General features: G+C 34.7%; 18 protein-coding genes. 14 read left to right on the top strand and 4 right to left on the bottom strand.

The genetic code is table 11. The features are described 5' to 3' along the window. Positions 1-94: 94 nt before the first annotated feature. From ISU00_RS12515 to ISU00_RS12500, 4 genes are read left to right on the top strand one after another with little or no spacing between them, the layout of a single operon-like run. On the top strand, positions 95-910 hold the full coding sequence (locus ISU00_RS12515) for a 2,3,4,5-tetrahydropyridine-2,6-dicarboxylate N-succinyltransferase (RefSeq protein ID WP_228853734.1): 816 nt from the start codon (positions 95-97) through the stop codon (positions 908-910). After that, the gene (locus ISU00_RS12510; protein WP_228851005.1) at positions 911-1963 is read left to right on the top strand and encodes a glycosyltransferase family 9 protein; all 1053 of its coding nucleotides are present in this window, start codon (positions 911-913) and stop codon (positions 1961-1963) included. Then, positions 1964-3046: a CDP-glycerol glycerophosphotransferase family protein gene (locus tag ISU00_RS12505; protein ID WP_228851004.1), complete on the top strand. Its 1083-nt coding sequence runs from the start codon at positions 1964-1966 to the stop codon at positions 3044-3046. Further along, positions 3039-3818 carry a glycosyltransferase family 2 protein gene (locus ISU00_RS12500; protein ID WP_228851003.1) on the top strand — a complete coding sequence of 260 codons (780 nt, stop codon included), beginning with the start codon at positions 3039-3041 and terminating at the stop codon, positions 3816-3818. Before ISU00_RS12505 ends, ISU00_RS12500 begins: the two co-directional genes overlap by 8 nt. Here ISU00_RS12500 and ISU00_RS12495 read toward each other — a convergent pair. Continuing rightward, positions 3798-4559 carry a lipopolysaccharide kinase InaA family protein gene (locus ISU00_RS12495; RefSeq protein ID WP_228851002.1) on the bottom strand — a complete coding sequence of 254 codons (762 nt, stop codon included), beginning with the start codon at positions 4557-4559 and terminating at the stop codon, positions 3798-3800. The genes ISU00_RS12500 and ISU00_RS12495 overlap by 21 nt on opposite strands. Positions 4560-4632: 73 nt before the next feature. Between ISU00_RS12495 and ISU00_RS12490 the strand changes: the two genes are divergently transcribed. Genes ISU00_RS12490 through ISU00_RS12470 form a run of 5 tightly spaced genes read left to right on the top strand, consistent with a single transcriptional unit; the run spans position 4633 to position 9148 of the window. Further along, positions 4633-5547 carry a polysaccharide pyruvyl transferase family protein gene (locus tag ISU00_RS12490; protein ID WP_228851001.1) on the top strand — a complete coding sequence of 305 codons (915 nt, stop codon included), beginning with the start codon at positions 4633-4635 and terminating at the stop codon, positions 5545-5547. A 4-nt stretch (positions 5548-5551) separates the two neighbouring features. Continuing rightward, positions 5552-6112, top strand: a complete 561-nt coding sequence (locus ISU00_RS12485) for an L-threonylcarbamoyladenylate synthase (RefSeq protein ID WP_228851000.1) — start codon at positions 5552-5554, stop codon at positions 6110-6112. Positions 6113-6141: 29 nt separating this feature from the next. Beyond that, positions 6142-7578 carry a CCA tRNA nucleotidyltransferase gene (locus ISU00_RS12480; RefSeq protein ID WP_228850999.1) on the top strand — a complete coding sequence of 479 codons (1437 nt, stop codon included), beginning with the start codon at positions 6142-6144 and terminating at the stop codon, positions 7576-7578. Between the two features lie 11 nt (positions 7579-7589). Beyond that, positions 7590-8609 carry a COX15/CtaA family protein gene (locus ISU00_RS12475; RefSeq protein WP_228850998.1) on the top strand — a complete coding sequence of 340 codons (1020 nt, stop codon included), beginning with the start codon at positions 7590-7592 and terminating at the stop codon, positions 8607-8609. A 32-nt stretch (positions 8610-8641) separates the two neighbouring features. Continuing rightward, entirely contained in the window at positions 8642-9148 is a 507-nt protein-coding gene (locus tag ISU00_RS12470) for a plasmid pRiA4b ORF-3 family protein (protein ID WP_228850997.1), read from the top strand. A gap of 1 nt (position 9149) precedes the next feature. Here the strand turns inward: ISU00_RS12470 and ISU00_RS12465 are convergent, their stop codons facing one another. Then, positions 9150-10214, bottom strand: a complete 1065-nt coding sequence (locus ISU00_RS12465; RefSeq protein WP_228850996.1) for a hypothetical protein — start codon at positions 10212-10214, stop codon at positions 9150-9152. 92 nt (positions 10215-10306) lie between these two features. On the opposite strand from ISU00_RS12465, the gene ISU00_RS12460 reads away from it, so the two are divergent. The 4 genes from ISU00_RS12460 (at position 10307) to uvrB (ending at position 16860) form a co-directional block, all read left to right on the top strand. Then, positions 10307-11203: an ABC transporter ATP-binding protein gene (locus ISU00_RS12460; RefSeq protein ID WP_228850995.1), complete on the top strand. Its 897-nt coding sequence runs from the start codon at positions 10307-10309 to the stop codon at positions 11201-11203. A 10-nt stretch (positions 11204-11213) separates the two neighbouring features. Continuing rightward, the gene (locus ISU00_RS12455; RefSeq protein ID WP_228850994.1) at positions 11214-12038 is read left to right on the top strand and encodes an ABC transporter permease; all 825 of its coding nucleotides are present in this window, start codon (positions 11214-11216) and stop codon (positions 12036-12038) included. 26 nt (positions 12039-12064) lie between these two features. After that, on the top strand, positions 12065-14788 hold the full coding sequence (locus tag ISU00_RS12450; protein ID WP_228850993.1) for a T9SS type B sorting domain-containing protein: 2724 nt from the start codon (positions 12065-12067) through the stop codon (positions 14786-14788). 68 nt (positions 14789-14856) lie between these two features. Continuing rightward, entirely contained in the window at positions 14857-16860 is a 2004-nt protein-coding gene (uvrB, locus tag ISU00_RS12445; protein ID WP_228850992.1) for an excinuclease ABC subunit UvrB, read from the top strand. Here uvrB and ISU00_RS12440 read toward each other — a convergent pair. Then, a complete protein-coding gene (locus tag ISU00_RS12440) occupies positions 16857-17258 on the bottom strand; it encodes a TerB family tellurite resistance protein (RefSeq protein ID WP_228850991.1) in 402 nt (133 codons plus the stop codon). The two genes, uvrB and ISU00_RS12440, sit on opposite strands and share 4 nt — an antisense overlap. Positions 17259-17399: 141 nt before the next feature. On the opposite strand from ISU00_RS12440, the gene ISU00_RS12435 reads away from it, so the two are divergent. Further along, on the top strand, positions 17400-18212 hold the full coding sequence (locus tag ISU00_RS12435) for an alpha/beta hydrolase (protein WP_228850990.1): 813 nt from the start codon (positions 17400-17402) through the stop codon (positions 18210-18212). Between the two features lie 50 nt (positions 18213-18262). On the opposite strand, the gene ISU00_RS12430 is transcribed toward ISU00_RS12435, so the two are convergent. Continuing rightward, positions 18263-18613 (bottom strand): hypothetical protein, encoded by a 351-nt coding sequence (locus tag ISU00_RS12430; RefSeq protein ID WP_228850989.1) that lies wholly within the window; start codon positions 18611-18613, stop codon positions 18263-18265. Positions 18614-18710: the final 97 nt, after the last annotated feature.

Here is an 18710-nt window from a genome sequence, read left to right as displayed (position 1 = left end):
TGCAAAGATACAATTCTTTAAATGGTATAATTCTCAAAAAATGTTTAACAAAAAGAAGGATAAAAGTATCTTTGCGAAAATTATACGAACACCAATGGAACAACTTCAAAATATTATAGAAACTGCTTGGGAAGATAGAAGCCAATTAACCAATGAGGTAACACAAAATGCAATTAGAAGTGTAATTGATTTACTTGATGAAGGCACATTAAGAGTTGCTGAACCGACATTAAAGGGTTGGCAAGTTAATGAATGGGTAAAAAAAGCCGTTGTATTATATTTCCCCATCCAAAAGATGGAGACCATGGAGGTAGGAATTTATGAATATCATGATAAAATTCCTTTAAAAAGAGATTACAAGGATAAAGGTATTAGGGTTGTTCCACCAGCAACTGCAAGACATGGCGCATATATTTCCGCCGGAACTATTTTAATGCCCTCTTATGTAAATATTGGTGCCTATGTTGATGAAGGCACTATGGTTGACACATGGGCTACCGTAGGAAGCTGTGCACAAATTGGTAAAAATGTTCACCTTTCTGGAGGTGTTGGCATTGGGGGTGTTTTAGAACCACTCCAAGCTGCTCCTGTAATAATTGAGGATAATGCATTCATCGGATCAAGATGTATAGTGGTAGAAGGTGTAAAAGTTGAGAAAGAAGCTGTTTTAGGTGCAAATGTGGTGCTGACAGGTTCAACAAAAATTCTAGATGTTACTGGTGATGAACCTATAGAAATGAAGGGGATAGTCCCAGCTAGATCTGTAGTAATCCCTGGAAGTTATACCAAGAAATTTTCTGCCGGAGAGTTCCAAGTGCCATGCGCTTTAATTATTGGAAAAAGAAAGGAAAGTACCGACAAAAAAACCTCTTTAAACAATGCATTACGTGAATACGATGTAGCAGTGTAGATGAAAATATTGATCATTCAACAGAAAATGATCGGTGATGTGTTAATGTCAACGATCTTGTTCGAAGCTATTAAGAAAAAGTATCCTAATTACGAATTACATTACTTAATTAATACGCATACTGAACCTGTTGTTAGAAACAATCCATTTATCGACAAAATTCTTTTTTATTCACCAGAAATCGAGGGTAGCAAACGTCAGTTCCTCAAGTTTTTATTAGGAATAAGAGATTCAAAATATTCAGCGGTAATTGATGTTTACGGGAAATTACCGAGTCTATTATTTACTGAATTCAGTGGCACAAACTTAAAGATTGGCTTCCTAAAATCTTATACGAAATCGATTTACACGCATTCCATTAAACGAACTAAAATACCATCTCAAGGGGTAAGTTTAGCAATAGAAAATCGTCTAAAATTATTGGAACCACTTGATATCGCTTTTGAGAATATTAGTCCTAAGCTTTATGTTTCTAGTGAAGAGAAGGAAGATGCAAGGGAGTTTTTGTTGAAAGGAGGGTTAAATCTCGAAAAGCCTGTATTAATGGTTAGTGCAATAGGAAGTATTGATTCTAAGACTTATCCATTAAATTATATGGCCGAAGTTTTAAACGATCTTGTGCGAATAAGGCCTGATTTTCAAATTGTTTTTAACTACATCCCATCCCAACTTCAACAGGCTCAAGAACTTTATAATCTCTGTAAAAAGGAAACACAGGAAAAAATTTATATCGAATTATATTGCAATTCCCTGAGGCATTTCATTTCTGTACTTACTCAGTGTAGAGCTATAATCGGAAATGAAGGAGGTGCAATTAATATCGCCAAAGCCTTAAATATTCCTAGTTTCACAATATTCTCACCCCATATTGGAAAGAAGAATTGGCACGGGAAGGCAGAAAATGAAAAAAACGTTGCAATTCATTTAGAAGATTATATTTCAAAAGATGAATTCGATAAAAAATCTTCCAAAAAACAATTTGACTTATATTACAGCAAATTAAAACCCGAGCTCTTCAGCAACAAATTGGAGGATTTTTTAAAATCTCTTTAAATGACATACCGGTTTCTGATTTACATTTCTTACTCTTATTCAATTCCAATAGGCGAACCTTTGGAACGGGAAATCCTAAACCGTAATTATGAGGTGTTCTGGTTTGCTGATGAAAAGGATGGTAAGTCTGCCTTAAGGGACAAAGTAAATTCGTTTGAAAATATTAATCACGTCATCGATTTTAAACCCCATGTCGTATTAGCTGCTACCAATGATGTTCCAGATTTTATTACAGGTCTAAAGGTTCAAATATTTCATGGGTTCAATGCAGAGAAGAGACCTGAAAAGCAATCCTTCTCCCATTTTCGAATCCGCGGGTTTTTTGATTTATATTGTACCCAAGGGCCTAACACTACATTGGAATTTAAAAAACTTGAACAACTTTATGGCTATTTTAAGGTACGGGAAACTGGTTGGAGTAAAATGGATCCGTTGTTTCCAATTCCGAAAAAGGAAACTGATTTGAAACCTACCATCTTAATTGCTTCAACCTTCACGGAGCGATTAAGCCTAGCCTATAATTCCGAGGTTTTCCATACCATTCAACAACTTGCAGACGGAGGTGATTTTAATTTTTTAATGGTGTTACACCCAAAAGTTAAAGGAGAATTTAGAGATAAATGGAAAAGCCTGAGAAATGAAAACTTTGAATTTTACGATACAACAGATTTAATTCCTCTTTTTAAAAAGTCAGATGTCATGTTCGCAGATACAACCTCTGCCATACAAGAATTCTTGATTCAAAAAAAACCTGTGGTGGCTTTCAGACATACTTTTCCACATGATTATCTCATTAATATAAATTCTTCTGATGAGATAAAAGAGGCGTTTAAAAAAGCCCTTAATCCAAAAAAGGAATTAATTGATAATATTCAAACCTATATTTTGCAATTACACCCTTATTTTGATGGAAAGTCGAGCGTAAGAGTTTTGGATGCTTCTATACAAATGATTAATAGCGATTTGAGCAAATTGAAGAACAAACCTTTAAATTTAATTAGGAAATACAAAATCAGAAAGAAATTAAATTATTTCACTTTAAAGAGTTTTAACCATCCGTTAGAAGCCCTAAAACATGCCTAAGTTTTCAGCTGTAATAATCACTTATAACGAGGAGAAAAATATCCAAAAATGTCTAGAATCCCTTATTTCTGTTGCGGATGAAATAGTCGTACTAGACTCCTTTTCTACTGATAATACTGAAAATATTTGCAAAAAATTCAATGTAGTTTTTGTTCAACAGAATTTCGTTGGCCATATAGAACAAAAAAATACAGCTTTAAAAATTGCATCAAATGACCACATCATTTCTTTAGATGGAGATGAATCACTGTCAATGGAGTTACAAGAATCCATTTTATTCTTGAAGGAGACTTGGGATAAAGATGGTTATTTCTGTAACAGGAAAAATTATTTTTGTGGAAAATGGATAAAGCATTCAGATTGGTATCCAAATAAAAAACTCAGGGTTTTTGATAGACGGAAATGTCATTGGGGAGGCTTAAATCCACATGACCACATAGTAATGGATGATGGAGCCTCAGTTGGACAATTGGAAGGGGGTATTTTACACTGGACATTCGAAAATTTCTCTGATTTTAATAGAAAAATTGAGTATTTCTCCTCTATCAGTGCAACTTCTTATTTTAAGGCAGGAATAAAGTCTAACTATTGGAAAATTATCGCCAACCCCTTTTGGGCGTTTATCAAAAGTTATTTGTTTCGAAGGGGTTTTTTAGATGGATTTTATGGCCTTGTTATTTGTATGCAGACGGCACACCAAACATACCTGAAGTATATAAAACTCATGGAGATTCAAAAGAATCAACCAAACCTAACTTCTCCAGAACAATAACTTCTTCTTCAGCTCTTTTTTCCTTTGAAATTTATTTTGGAACTGTTCCGTATAGAACCACATTTTTTGAAAGACCTCGGCCTTATTCAAATCCATGAGACCAGCATATTCTTCACTCATTATCTCAACCATATCTTTCCTTGGCGTTAATCTCGAAAAATTCTTTAACCTTTCTTCTAGACTAGGTGGTTTAAATTTCATTCGATTCAGATCTACCAAATAAAATGAATAATAACCATTTATTTCATTTATAAGAGTATTGCCAGGAGAGTGATCCAAAAACAAAATACCATTCTCATGTAACCTATAAGTAAATTTTGTGAACTCGCGCAAAATTGTATCCCATTTTGAAGGTTCAACTTTGTTGTTGATCAAGTCTCGATATGTATAATCACAACTTAAATGTTCGCAAACGTAAAAGCTTCGTTTTAAGAGAATAAAGGAGTAAAACTCATAATAAGCGACTGGTTCAGGGGTAAGTATCCCCATTTCCAACAATTTTTTAGCATTGAAGAAAGATCGTTCAGCCTTACTTTTCCTCAAAAACCTATATACAAGTTGATTAATTATGTTCGGAACTTTAAAGGCCTTTACATTGACCGTTTTACCCTTAAAAGTGAAATATTTTATTTTATTCCTGACCCCCTTGCCAATAGGCTTACCTGAATAGGAAAAATTTTCAATCAACGCATCTAAATCCTTTTCAAGACCTTGGTATTTTAAATCGATTACCCTCTTCATGAAACAATATTAATTAAAATATCAACCGTAACTAGTGGTTTTATTTAATTTGCAATAAATCTAGCATGCAAAGATGGGAATTTCAAAATTCATAAAACGCAATCTTAGTTCACTTCAGCGAAATAGATCCAAAAAAAGGGTGATTGAGGACGTGAAATCCCATCCACAATCTAATGAGGGGGTAATAAATATTCACAGAATCGATTATGGAAATGTTGGTGATCTTTATTGTGCGCCACACCATTACTTTAAGGAATTAAAAAATTCAGAACTCGATATATTTGACTTCAAAAGCGCAGATCCAGATATCACGAAAAAATGGATAAATAAAATTTCATCAAATAGCCTAATTGTAGGCGGCGGTGGACTTCTAAATCGATCCAGTTTTGAAATGCAAATGAAATTATTCGAATACTTATCAGGAAAAAACAAGAAAACTGTGCTTTGGGGAGTTGGCCATAACCAAAAACAATGGCAAAAAAATAATAAAATTCAATCCTATAATATTGATACCTCAAAATTTGGATTGGTTGGGGTAAGAGACCATAGCATGAAAGAAGAATGGGTCCCTTGTGTAAGTTGCATGCATCCCATTTTTGATACTAATTATGACATTAAAGAAGAAACCGGGCTGATTTTCCATAAAAAAACAATCAAAAATAAATCGTTATTAAATCGACTTAATGAATACCCGAGCACTTCGAACACTACCAACCTTGATGATATGATAAGTTTCATAGGATCTCACGAAACTGTTGTTACAGATAGTTACCATGCCATGTATTGGGCAACCTTATTGGGCAGAAAAGTATTGGCAGTACCAAACTCATCAAAATTTTTTGACTTTAAATACAACCCTATTTTTACTACGTTTAAAAATTTTGAAACTGAAATTAAAAAAGCACAATCTTATACCGGTGTCCTAGAGGAATGTCGTGAGATTAATATGGAATTTTCAAGAAAGGTATTTGACTATTTAAATATTTAGGGAAATGAAAGAACAGATAAAAGAAACTATTCAGAGACTTAAAAAAGGCCAAGTTATTTTATACCCGACTGAAACAGTTTGGGGAATTGGATGTGATGCCACAAACTTTGATGCAATTGGAAAAATTTATGCGATTAAGCAAAGAGAAGAAACTAAGTCGATGATTTGTTTAGTCAGTGACATAAAAATGCTCCAATTCTATGTTGAAAATGTGCCAGAGGCTGCATATAATATTTTGAAATTTGCTAACAAACCAACAACAATCATCTACGATCAACCAAAGAATGTGGCCGAAAATGTTGTTGCTGAAGATAACACATTGGGTATTAGAATTATTAAACAAGGTTTTGCCCACCAACTTATTAAGGCTTATGGTAAACCAATTGTGTCAACCTCAGCAAATATTAGTGGACAACCGACCCCCAAATCTTTTAACGAAATTAGTCAGGATATTTTAACGGCTGTAGACTATGTTGTAAATTTGCCGAAGCAAAAATCAAGCGGTCAGCCATCTGCCATTATCAAACTTTCAAATGATGGAATGGTGAAAGTAATTAGAAGCTAATTACCAAAGATTGCTTGTATGAAAGTGATATGACTAATAGCAATCCATTAGAACATCCCTTATTCAAAATTATTTCTGAAGCTTCCCAAGAACTCCATCAACCGTCCTATGTTATTGGCGGGTATGTGCGAGATTTTTTCTTAAATAGAGATTTTAAAAAAGATATAGATATTGTTACTGTTGGAAGCGGTATCGAGTTAGCAAAAACAGTTTCTTCTATATTACCAGAAAAGCCAAAAGTTCAAATTTTCAAAACCTTTGGTACCGCTATGTTGCGTGCCTATGATATAGAATTGGAGTTTGTTGGTGCGCGCAAAGAATCATATTCAAGAGAAAGTAGAAATCCCCAGGTAACCCCAGGCACACTACAAGATGACTTAGAGCGAAGGGATTTCACTGTAAATGCATTGGCATTTAGTCTAAATATGGAAGATTATGGAACATTAATAGATCCTTTTAACGGTATTCAGGATTTAAATGATAGTATTCTTAGAACTCCATTAGACCCTGACGCAACTTTTAGCGATGACCCTCTTAGGATGTTACGAGCTATTCGATTTTCGTGTCAGTTAAATTTTGAAATTGATCAGGCAAGTTTAGCCTCCATAAAAAAGAATAATGATAGAATAAAGATCATTACCAAAGAAAGGATCGTCGATGAATTGCATAAAATAATGCTCTGCCCAACTCCTTCAATAGGATTTTTATTACTGGAAAAAACTGGTCTTCTTCCTCATATACTGCCTGAGCTTACCGCCCTTAAAGGCATTGAAGAGCAAGAAGGGCAACGGCATAAGGATAATTTCTATCATACCCTTGAAGTGGTTGATAATATTTCCCAACATACGGAAGATCTATGGCTTCGATGGGCTGCTTTATTACATGATATTGGTAAAGCACCTACAAAACGCTTTAGCAAAAAAGTTGGTTGGTCGTTCCATGGGCATGAATTTGAAGGTTCAAAAATGGTGTATCGTCTATTTAAAAGGTTGAAAATGCCATTGAATGACAAAATGAAATTTGTTCAAAAAATGGTAATGATGAGTTCGAGACCTATTGCATTAACAGATGACCATGTCACAGATTCGGCTGTACGTCGATTAGTTTTTGATGCTGGTGATAATGTCGAGGATTTAATGACCTTGTGTGAGGCCGATATCACCACTAAAAATCCCAAAAGATTCAAAAAGTACCATAAGAATTTTGAATTAGTCCGAAGAAAAATAGTAGAAGTTGAGGAACGAGACCACCTACGTAATTTTCAACCCCCTATTGATGGTGAAGAGATCATGACAACTTTCAATATTAGACCTTCCAAAGAGATTGGGATTATTAAGGAGTATATTAAAGAGGCAATACTTGAAGGGGTTATACCCAATGAATATGAGGCCGCTTACAATTTAATGATACAAAAAGGAAAAAAGTTAGGGCTTACTCCAGCATCAAATTCAACTGATAAAAATTGAAAATTTAAACAATGAGAAAGAGAGATAACAAATGGGTTATTGGATGGTTGCTTACAGGCTGCTTTTTAATCTTTGTTATGGTAATCATAGGGGGGATTACCAGATTAACTCACTCTGGATTATCAATTTCTGATTATAAGCTGATTACAGGTACTATTCCGCCAATGAATGATGCGGAATGGCATGAAGCCTTTGAATTGTATAAACAATATCCTGAATATCAAAAACTTAACACGCATTTTGAACTTGAAGATTTTAAAGACATCTATTTTTGGGAATGGCTTCACCGACTAATAGGTCGTTTAATTGGATTGGTATTCATTATCCCTTTTTTAGTTTTTCTATTCATAAAACAACTTACTACCAGCACCATTAAGAAATCCATAGTTTTATTATTTCTGGGTGGGTTTCAAGGATTTTTAGGTTGGTATATGGTAAAAAGCGGATTAATTGATCGGCCAGACGTAAGTCATTTTAGACTGGCCGCTCATTTAATAACCGCCTTTATAACGTTTGCCTATACACTATGGGTAGCTTTGGATTTAATTTTTCCAAATAAAAAACCAAGTAACGTTCCTATGAAAAAATTAATCCGTATTGGATTGGGAGCGATAATTCTCCAAATAATTTATGGCGCTTTTGTTGCGGGCTTAGATGCTGGATTTATTCACAATCATTGGCCATTAATGAGTGAGGGCAAATTTATGCATCCAACCATTTATATTGAACAGTCACCTCTTCTTAAAAACTTTATTGAAGGTAAAAGTGGAGTTCAATTCGTGCATCGCATTTTAGCCTATATCGTTGTTGGAATAGTGATTTGGATTTGGATGAAAGGACAACGTTTTAGCCTTACAACTTATCAGAAAAATAGTCTGAATTTATTATTAGCGGTTGTATTCCTTCAATTTTTATTAGGGGTACTTACCATAATTTACGCCGTTCCATTATGGTTAGGTATTGCACACCAAATAGGAGCCTTTTTCTTACTAGCTTCTATTACATTTAGTTTGCATAGATTTTCCAAATAGAAACAATTATTTTTACTTAAAATTTTATTCCCATGATATACCGTTTTAGAGTTTTATTAGATACTGAAGCCGAAGAAGATGTCTTTAGGGATATTGAAATCAGGGAAACAGATACTTTAGAGGATTTACATAACACCATAATCCAAGCTTTTGGGTTTGATGGTTCAGAAATGGCCTCTTTCTACATTAGTAATGAAGAGTGGGAACAAGGTGAAGAAGTTTCTCTTTTTGATCTAAGCGATGATGGTAATGCCCGTTTAATGAACGAAACCACTATCAACGATGTAGTTCATGAAGCCCAGACTAAACTTATTTATATCTACGATTTCTTTAAAATGTGGACATTTTTGGTTGAGCTCGGGGAAATTGTGGATGAAACTGAGGGTTTTGATTACCCGAATTTAATGTTCGCCCAAGGACAATTGCCAGACGAAGCTCCTGATAAGCAATTTGAAGGCGAAATGGAAGATGATTTTAATTTCGAAGAAGAAGATTTAGATAGTTATGAAGATTTCGATTTCGATGAAAATTGGAATTAATCTATAACCTATCGGTATTAACAGTTTCATAATTACGCTGAACAAATTCTAAAGCAAATTTTACGATTTCACCCATATTTTTAGACCTTTTAAAATTTAGGTCTTGGGTGTAATCAAAAATTGTCATTTTCAACTGTGTAACATTCTCTGGTGTAGATAACGTATCATTAACCATACAATTAACCAATTCATTAATTCGGTTTTGGTAGCTTATTAGTCTTTTGGCCACTATTGATCGCTCTTCAATCTTATATTGGTCAATAGATTCCTTTTGAAATTTTCGTTTAACTAATTCAACCATCTGATTATTTTCCTTGAAGAATTGAGGTCGATAAATGTTAAACTTGCCTTCATAGCACTGCTGGTCGAAATCAATGGCGCGAACTTTATAGACCACATGATCAAAATCGTGCGTAGGAACAATAACGTAATTATATGATCGCATATCACCAAGCAAGCGAATCATACATCGTTCGTTGAATTTTACAAACTCTTTAGCGATTTGGGATTTTTCAGGCTCCGTGCATTTTGGCAACATGTTTTTGATAAATTCATCCCCAGGAATACCAGCAATATGTTCTTCAATTAACGTATCCTTATAGACTAAAAAATTCAAATTATAAGGAGATAACATATGCTCTAATTCAATTCCATAAATTCGGGAAGCATCTGCCTTCTTCACATAGAAATAGGTAAAATTATCATTCAAGATATTTCGAACTTTAATCCTAAAGGGATTGCTATTTCCAAATGTGCAATAATCAACAGCATCAACGCTCAAAAAGGGGAAGGTCTTTTCATTACCGTCTGAATGTAAAATAGTATATACTTTTTTTAAACTAAGATCTATTTCTTGCCTATCAAATTCATTATAATATACCCTTATCCACAATGTATCTTCATCATTTCTATCATAAACTACTACTGAACCTTGAAACCTAAGCAAGTCCTCGTACAAAATAGGGAGTCTTACATTTCGCTTATAATCAGACAAATAAGTGTTTAGTAACTGAGATACAGGAAACGATGGTTTCTTTTTCGATATCTTTAAGTCTTGGGTACTCATATGCCTCCTAAATTACAGTTTTCTTAGGAATGCTGTAACAAATTTTAAAGGCTTTCGTCATACTTATAAACCAATCAAAACTAAATTCACCATTGGACACCATCCTTACCCTAAAAAATCTTACTAAAAAATTCGGAGCCCTCACTGCAGTTTCCGATTTAAGTTTTACCATTAACAAAGGCAATGTGTATGGCATCCTTGGCCCAAACGGCAGTGGTAAATCTACAACATTAGGCATTGTTCTCAATGTGGTTAATAGAACTTCTGGAGAATTTTACTGGTTCGATGGAAAGACAACCACACACGATGCACTTAAAAAAGTTGGGGCCATAATTGAAAGACCTAACTTTTATCCCTATATGTCCGCCGAACAGAATCTAAAATTAGTTTGCAGAATTAAGGAAGTCGATTTTAGTAAAATAGACGAAAAACTAGAGTTAGTTGGTTTATTGGATAGAAAACAAAGTAAATTTCAAACCTATTCTTTAGGTATGAAACAACGGTTGGCAATAGCCTCCGCCCTGCTTAATGACCCAGAAATACTTATTTTGGATGAGCCAACAAATGGTTTAGATCCACAAGGTATACATCAGATAAGGACATTGATTAAAAAAATTGCTAGTCAAGGAACTACCATTTTATTAGCATCGCATTTGTTGGATGAAGTTGAAAAGGTCTGCAGTCATGTTGTGGTATTACGTAAAGGGGTGAAGCTGTATTCCGGACGAGTCGATGAAATGATAAACAGCCATGGCTTTTTTGAATTAAAGTGCAATGATCAACAAAAACTGATAACATTTTTAGAATCTGAAGAGAGATTTGGTAAAATTTTGGTTGAAAATGATTTGGTGACTGCATTTTTAAATGAGCCTTTGGATGCCACTACATTTAATCAAATGATGTTTGAAAAAGGTTTGGTGCTTTCACACCTAGTTAAGAGAAAAGAGAGCCTAGAAGAACAATTCCTACAACTAACCGACAAAATCTAATCAACCTCCCATGCTAAGATTACTAAAATTAGAGCTTCAAAAACTGCTGCTTAGCCGCACTAGTAAAATACTCATTTTCGTCTCATTTATATTGCCATTTACGGTTTTAATCCTTTCATCAATTAAGATCGATTTTTTTGGATATTTCACTTTAGAACTGGGTGAATTGGGGATATTCAATTTTCCGATAATTTGGCATATTACCACCTTTTTTGCATCCCAGTTTAAATTTTTCTTTGCCATTGTCGTAGTGAGTATGATTGGTAATGAGTATAGCAATAAAACCATCAAACAAAATCTTATTGATGGTTTAAGCAAAAAAGAATTTATCCTTTCTAAATTTTCTACAATTGTTTTCTTTTCACTTGTAGCGACTATTTTAATTGGTGTAGCATCCTTATTAATTGGGCTTTATTACTCTAGCTATACTGAAGTCGGTATTATTTTTAGAGAAACTGAATTCTTGTTGGCTTACTTCTTAAAACTTGTAGCATTTTTTAGTCTATGTCTGTTTTTTGGGATGTTGGTAAAGCGCTCAGCCTTTGCTCTAGCGTTCCTCTTTATACTTTACATATTAGAATGGATAACCTTTGGGCTCATAACTTGGCAAACCAATGTAGACACCGCCAGCAATATTCAACGGTTTTTCCCACTTCACTCTATGTATAAATTAATAGATCAGCCTTTCCAAAGAATTATGTTGACAAAATTTCCCGATAAAGCTGAATTTTTCTATGACTATGGAGTGCACTGGTACGAAATTTTGATAGTTTTAACTTGGACTGCAGTATTTGTCTTTTTGTCCTACAAATTATTAAAGAAACGCGATTTATGATATATTTGGCAGCTACCGCTGTCTAAATGAAAAAAATTGCTTTTGGAATAATTATCCTGGCATTATCTTGCCTTAAACTTTACCCCCAGGGGGAGGCCTCTAACTGGTATTTTGGATACGGCGCAGGATTAAAATTTAATTCTGCCAATGGAATTGTAAATTCAGTTAGCAACGGTCAATTATCTACCAACGAGGGTTGTGCTAGTATGTCTGACTCTTTTGGAAATTTACTCTTTTACACAGATGGATCGGTAGTTTGGAATAGAAACCACGCGGTTATGGATAATGGTTCTGGACTTTTTGGTGATGCTTCCAGTACTCAATCAGCAATAGTTGTTCCTAAACCAAATGACTCTAATCTATACTATATTTTTACCGTTGACAATGGCCTAGATGGGGTTCATTTTGGATTAAATTATTCAATTGTTGACATCAGTGCAAATGGAGGATTAGGTCGAGTCACCGAAAAGAACACAAACCTACTGGGGTTTTCATCTGAAAAAATAACATCTGTTAAAAAGAATTGCGTAACTGGCTCTTTTTGGGTCGTCACCCTTTCCACAAACAATGGCGAAGTAGGGCTTTTAGATACCTTCCATGCGTATGAAATAACGGAAAATGGTGTTAATCCAAATGCAGTTAAATCTACTTTTGTTATGGGCAACAATGGTACCGGCGCTGATGACCTAAGAGGATATTTAGTTCTTTCTCCAGATGGCACTAAAATGGCTTCCGCAAATGCAAGGTCCGGGTTGTATTTATATAACTTTGATGATCAATCTGGAATTGTCTCCAACCAAATAAGATTACAATTAAACTCTCAGGCACCATATCCTTATGGTGTTGCATTTTCACCTAATAACAAATTACTGTATGTCCATTCCTCGAATGATTTTTTTGACCAAGGCAATCCTCAAAACCAAAATAACCCCTCTAGTCATTATTCAGTATTAACTCAATTTGATGTTTCACAAGGTAATGTTAATGGCACTGGAACGATAATCGATAGTAGAAATCTGTATCGAGGAGCCCTTCAACTTGGACCAGACGGTAAAATTTATCGTGCTTTAAGTTCAACTTATACCGTTGGGTATTCCTATCTAGGAGTCATCCGTAATCCTGATATACAAGGAATAGGTTGTAATTATTCTCATCAAGGCATAAGTATTGCGCCTAAAACATCTTCACAAGGACTTCCACCCTTTATTCAATCCTTGTTTGATGTAGATATTGATATTATTCAAAATGGCGAAAGCCAAGTGAGCATGATTTTATGCAAAGGAGACACTTATACTTTAGGTACAGATAACGTTCCTGGAAGCAGTTATAATTGGTCTAGAGACGGTCAACCACTTTCCGTTAATACATCCCAACTTGAAATTTCTGAGGGCGGATTATATGAATTACGTGTTATTCCACCCAACGGTGAGTGTCCTCTGGTGGGAAAAGCTTCAGTAATTGTTGCAGATAAACCATCTGTACAAAAATCCTCCTTGATTCAATGTGATGATGAACTAGGTGGAGATGGCATTTCATTATTTGATCTTAACCAAGCGGCTGAATCTTTAGCAGGTGATTTTATGAATAGGTCATTAATTTTTTATGATACCAACGAAGATGCACTAAATAATATTAATCCTTTAGATCCATATAGTTATCAAAACAAAACCAATCCACAAACCCTGTATGTGCGCGTTGTTGATACCGAAACTAAATGTTATAGCTTCACCGAATTAGAACTTAAAGTTAGCGTAACACAAACCCGTAATGTAACGATTGAAACTTGTGATGATGACGGCAATGAAGATGGCATTAATACATTCAACCTTGCGTCGATTGAAGATGATTTAATTGAAAACTCAAATTCGTCATATAATATTACCTTCTATCGCACCTACGAGGATGCACTTCTAGAGGATAACAAGCTTAATTCCAGTGTTAGAAACATTACTCCTAACAAAGATTTCATCTTTGCAAGAGTGGAAAACGACAATCAATGTTTTGGGATTAATGAAATAACTCTCATAGTGCATAATTTACCAAATGTTGAACCTGAATCAGAATATAAGTATTGCCTTAATTTTTCTCCAGATACCATAACCTTAGATCCTGGAATTCTTGAGGGTCACATTTCTGATTTCACCTACCAATGGTCAACTGGTGAAACCACCCCGACTATAGAGGTGAATACCGTTGGATCATATACCGTAATTGTAACAAATAATTTCAATTGCACCAAAGAACGAACTATCCGTGTAACCCCTTCAAATATTGCAACCATAGAGAATATTACGGTTAAAGATGTTTCAGATAACAATGAAATAGCCATTATGGTAAGTGGAGAGGGTGATTATGAATTTTCTCTTAATAACGAAAACGGACCATATCAAAATTCGAACGTATTGGAAGATGTTCCTGCTGGACTTCATACGGTATATATAAGAGATATTAATGGCTGTGGAATAATCGAAGATGTGGTTTCGGTCATCGGTTTTCCAAAATTCTTAACGCCGAACAATGATGGACATAATGATCGATGGAAAGTCTATGGAATGTCCGCAAACTTCCAATCTGAAAGTATCATATATATCTATGACCGTTACGGTAAACTGCTAAAGGAATTGAATTCTAGTGGCCCAGGGTGGGACGGGACTTATTTGGGAGAGATATTGCCTTCAACAGACTATTGGTTTTCAGTTTTATTAGAAGATGGGCGGTTATTCAAAGGCCATTTTTCACTTAGACGCTAATATTGTTAATTCCTTTATAAAGAAATTGTTCAGCATTTAAGAATATTTATAAATCGTAAATTTGTTGAATGCGATTTAAAATTGAATCTTCTTTCAAACCTACCGGGGATCAACCTGAAGCAATCAGACAATTAACCGAGGGCATCAATAACAAAGAAAAATACCAAACGCTATTAGGCGTTACTGGTTCTGGGAAAACCTTTACAGTAGCAAATGTTATTGAAAATGTTCAAAGACCGACCTTGGTATTGGCTCACAATAAAACTCTTGCTGCGCAATTATATTCTGAATTCAAACAATTTTTTCCAGATAATGCGGTGGAGTATTTTGTATCCTATTACGATTATTACCAGCCGGAGGCTTATATTCCAGTAACGGGCACCTATATTGAAAAGGACCTTTCAATTAATGAGGAAATTGAAAAAATGAGACTGAGTACGACCTCTTCACTCCTTTCAGGACGAAGAGATGTAATCGTAGTGGCCTCTGTTTCTTGTTTATATGGAATTGGAAACCCAATAGAGTTTCAAAAGAATGTCATTACAATCGAACGTGATCAGGTTATCCCTAGAACTAAACTGCTACAACAGTTTGTGCAAAGTCTCTATTCTAGGACTGAAGCAAATTTTAGCAATGGTAACTTTCGAATAAAGGGAGATACCGTTGACATTTTCCCTGGTTATTCTGACAATGCCTTCCGAATACACTTTTTTGGAGATGAAATAGAAGAAATTGAAGCCTTCAACGTTGAAACTAATGCTGTAATTGAGCGATATGATCGTTTGAATATTTATCCTGCCAACATGTTTGTAACGTCTCCAGAGGTTCTTCAAAATGCAATTCATGAAATTCAGGATGACTTAGTTAAACAACACGATTATTTTAAGGAAATTGGCAAGCACCTAGAGGCAAAACGACTTAAAGAACGTACAGAATTTGATCTCGAAATGATCCGTGAACTAGGTTACTGTTCAGGGATTGAGAATTATTCCCGCTACCTCGATGGACGACCACCGGGCACCCGGCCTTTCTGCCTGCTGGATTATTTCCCTAAGGATTATTTAATGGTTGTTGATGAAAGCCACGTTACGATTTCCCAGGTACATGCAATGTATGGGGGTGATCGTAGCAGAAAAGAAAATCTGGTTGAGTATGGATTTCGTTTGCCTGCCGCGATGGACAATAGGCCCTTAAAATTTGAAGAATTTGAGGCCCTACAGAATCAGGTTATTTATGTGAGTGCAACCCCAGCTGATTATGAACTTCAAAAGTCTAGCGGAGTTTATGTGGAACAAGTTATTCGGCCGACAGGCTTATTGGATCCAATTATAGAAGTTAGACCTAGCCTTAACCAAATTGACGACCTCATTGAAGAAATTCAACAAAGGGTTGAGAAAGACGAACGTGTTTTGGTGACCACCTTAACCAAGCGCATGGCTGAGGAACTAACAAAATACTTAGAGCGGATTCAAATAAGATGTCGTTATATACATAGTGATGTGGATACTTTGGAACGTGTTGAAATTATGCAAGATTTGAGGAAAGGACTTTTCGATGTGTTGGTTGGGGTAAATTTACTAAGAGAAGGATTAGATTTACCGGAAGTTTCCTTAGTAGCAATATTAGATGCTGATAAAGAAGGTTTTTTACGATCTAATCGAAGCCTTACACAAACCGTGGGTAGAGCGGCAAGGCATTTAAATGGTAAAGCAATTATGTACGCCGATATCATTACTGATAGTATGCAAAAAACCATTGACGAAACCAATTATAGACGTGACAAACAATTAGCTTTCAATAAGGAGCATAATATAACCCCTAAGGCCTTAAATAAGAGCTTAGATAATGTTTTGGCCAAGAATTCAGTTAGCACTTATAAATATGAATTAGACGCAAGAAAGGCCGCGGAACCAGAAAGTGAATATCTTACAAAACCAGAATTAGAGAAAAAAATTAGGGAAAAGAGAAAACAAATGGAACAAGCTGCCAAAGCACTTGATTTTATGGAGGCAGCTCGTTTTAGAGATGAACTGAAAGCCTATCAAGAAAAATTGGAAACCTTAAAAATTTAGTTGTATTGAATCTTAAAAATATCGATTAAGAAATCTGGTGGTACAATTTTATCCGGAAAACTTTCCATTAAATCCAATACCTTATTTATTGCTTCATGACCCAGCCCCATCCTTAAACCAAAATTGTGAAGTTTAACCAATTCTTTATCGGTACTATTACAATCTAGGTTCATTAATAAAACAAGGCGGTGAAACTGAACAATTCTTTCGCTATGCGATTTAAGGTGAACGTAGGTTACAGGATGCTCAAATAGATAATCGAAATCTTCTCTGGAAATTTCCAATTGCTTAGCCACTCCCAAAAGAAATCTGTATTCTATTGATTTAATATTCGCATCGGTTTGGGCAAAAGCAATCATTTCTGACAGCAAACTCAATTTTTCTTCTCGATTTATCATAGTGAGGTAGCCTGTGTTATACTGATATAAAGTTAATTAGAATGAAAATGTTGTTGTCGTTGATATAATGTATCTTATCGAAAAGTTTTTCGTACTTAATCGAATAAATTTTACGTTCATCAATCACCTTATATTAAACCTATGAGATTAACGGTAATTATCTTCGTTCTTTTGTCGGTTATTTCGACTTCAATTTATCCTCAAAGCACTGTTTCACAAAATGTTAGCAATTTTGAGCTATATGCACCGCAACTAAAAATTAACAAAAAAATTTGGGTGTATTTACCCGCAGATTATCAAAATTCTAGAAAACGCTATCCAGTAATTTATATGCATGATGGTCAAAACCTTTTTGATCGTGAAACGTCATATGCAGGAGAGTGGAAAATAGATGAATATTTCGATTCAAATAATACCTGCCAAGCTATTATTATAGGAATTGAACATGGAGGTGAAAAGCGGATTGATGAATTAACCCCTTTTGGTAATGATAAGTATGGCGGAGGTATGGGGGATAAATATTTAGATTTTATTGTAAATACTTTGAAACCATATGTAGATTCAAACTATAAAACAAAACAAAACAAAAAGCATACTACCATATTCGGTTCTTCCCTGGGGGGCCTAATTTCATTTTATGCAATTTTCAAACACCCTAAAGTGTTTGGAAATGCAGGGGTATTCTCACCATCATTCTGGTTTTCAGAGGAAATTTTCAATTATATAAAAGACTATAACATTGAATTAAAAGGAAAAGTATATTTTATGGTTGGTGATCAAGAAGGCGAAAATATGGTAGAAGATATGAAGCGTATGATAAGCCTATTAAAAAGGCTTCAACCAAAATTAAAAATTCACCAACATATTGTAATTAATGCAGAACATAATGAAAAGACTTGGTCCGAAGCCTTTCCTCAGGCAATACAATGGCTGAACAAGAAAAATAAAAATTAGATTCAAAAAAAAGCCGGAGAAATTTCTCCGGCTTTTTTTATAAAAATAGGTTAGACACCTGGTTTGATTCTTACGGGAACTTTAAATAAATCGTCAGAACCTTTATAGTTACATCCAATTTTTTTGTAGTTCAAGCGATTCTTAATGTAAGCCTGAACAGCTTCATTAGTAGACTCAACTGAAAGAACTACCAACTCGCCATTATCTGTTAAGGCAACCATTGCATGAGTTTGAATCTCTTCATTAATTTCAAGCCTTGGATTTTCTAATAATGCTTGAATTTCTTTACCAATTTTTTGGTTTTCAATTTTTGAATTTTCTGCTGCGTTGGGATTGCTTGCTGTGACTACTGTACTTACTGCCATAATTGCAACTAGTACTAAACTTTTGATTGTTTTCATAATTGTTCGTTTTAATAATTGATTGTACTTTATAGACGATAAGTTATCACGATTGTTACATAGTATTTTTCTATTTAACACTAATTAACATCGCAAT

The organism is Aegicerativicinus sediminis, from assembly GCF_015476115.1.
Taxonomy (GTDB): Bacteria; Bacteroidota; Bacteroidia; order Flavobacteriales; family Flavobacteriaceae; genus Aegicerativicinus; species Aegicerativicinus sediminis.
This window is presented reverse-complemented; position numbering and strand designations above follow the sequence as displayed.

Excerpts from the sequence above, each read along its gene's own strand:
- ISU00_RS12515 (WP_228853734.1), top strand. The coding sequence starts at position 95 with ATGGAACAACTTCAAAATATTATAGAAACTGCTTGGGAAGATAGAAGC.
- ISU00_RS12510 (WP_228851005.1), top strand. The coding sequence starts at position 911 with ATGAAAATATTGATCATTCAACAGAAAATGATCGGTGATGTGTTAATG.
- ISU00_RS12505 (WP_228851004.1), top strand. The coding sequence starts at position 1,964 with ATGACATACCGGTTTCTGATTTACATTTCTTACTCTTATTCAATTCCA.
- ISU00_RS12500 (WP_228851003.1), top strand. The coding sequence starts at position 3,039 with ATGCCTAAGTTTTCAGCTGTAATAATCACTTATAACGAGGAGAAAAAT.
- ISU00_RS12495 (WP_228851002.1), bottom strand. The coding sequence starts at position 4,559 with ATGAAGAGGGTAATCGATTTAAAATACCAAGGTCTTGAAAAGGATTTA.
- ISU00_RS12490 (WP_228851001.1), top strand. The coding sequence starts at position 4,633 with ATGGGAATTTCAAAATTCATAAAACGCAATCTTAGTTCACTTCAGCGA.
- ISU00_RS12485 (WP_228851000.1), top strand. The coding sequence starts at position 5,552 with ATGAAAGAACAGATAAAAGAAACTATTCAGAGACTTAAAAAAGGCCAA.
- ISU00_RS12480 (WP_228850999.1), top strand. The coding sequence starts at position 6,142 with ATGACTAATAGCAATCCATTAGAACATCCCTTATTCAAAATTATTTCT.
- ISU00_RS12475 (WP_228850998.1), top strand. The coding sequence starts at position 7,590 with ATGAGAAAGAGAGATAACAAATGGGTTATTGGATGGTTGCTTACAGGC.
- ISU00_RS12470 (WP_228850997.1), top strand. The coding sequence starts at position 8,642 with ATGATATACCGTTTTAGAGTTTTATTAGATACTGAAGCCGAAGAAGAT.
- ISU00_RS12465 (WP_228850996.1), bottom strand. The coding sequence starts at position 10,214 with ATGAGTACCCAAGACTTAAAGATATCGAAAAAGAAACCATCGTTTCCT.
- ISU00_RS12455 (WP_228850994.1), top strand. The coding sequence starts at position 11,214 with ATGCTAAGATTACTAAAATTAGAGCTTCAAAAACTGCTGCTTAGCCGC.
- ISU00_RS12450 (WP_228850993.1), top strand. The coding sequence starts at position 12,065 with ATGAAAAAAATTGCTTTTGGAATAATTATCCTGGCATTATCTTGCCTT.
- uvrB (WP_228850992.1), top strand. The coding sequence starts at position 14,857 with ATGCGATTTAAAATTGAATCTTCTTTCAAACCTACCGGGGATCAACCT.
- ISU00_RS12440 (WP_228850991.1), bottom strand. The coding sequence starts at position 17,258 with ATGATAAATCGAGAAGAAAAATTGAGTTTGCTGTCAGAAATGATTGCT.
- ISU00_RS12435 (WP_228850990.1), top strand. The coding sequence starts at position 17,400 with ATGAGATTAACGGTAATTATCTTCGTTCTTTTGTCGGTTATTTCGACT.
- ISU00_RS12430 (WP_228850989.1), bottom strand. The coding sequence starts at position 18,613 with ATGAAAACAATCAAAAGTTTAGTACTAGTTGCAATTATGGCAGTAAGT.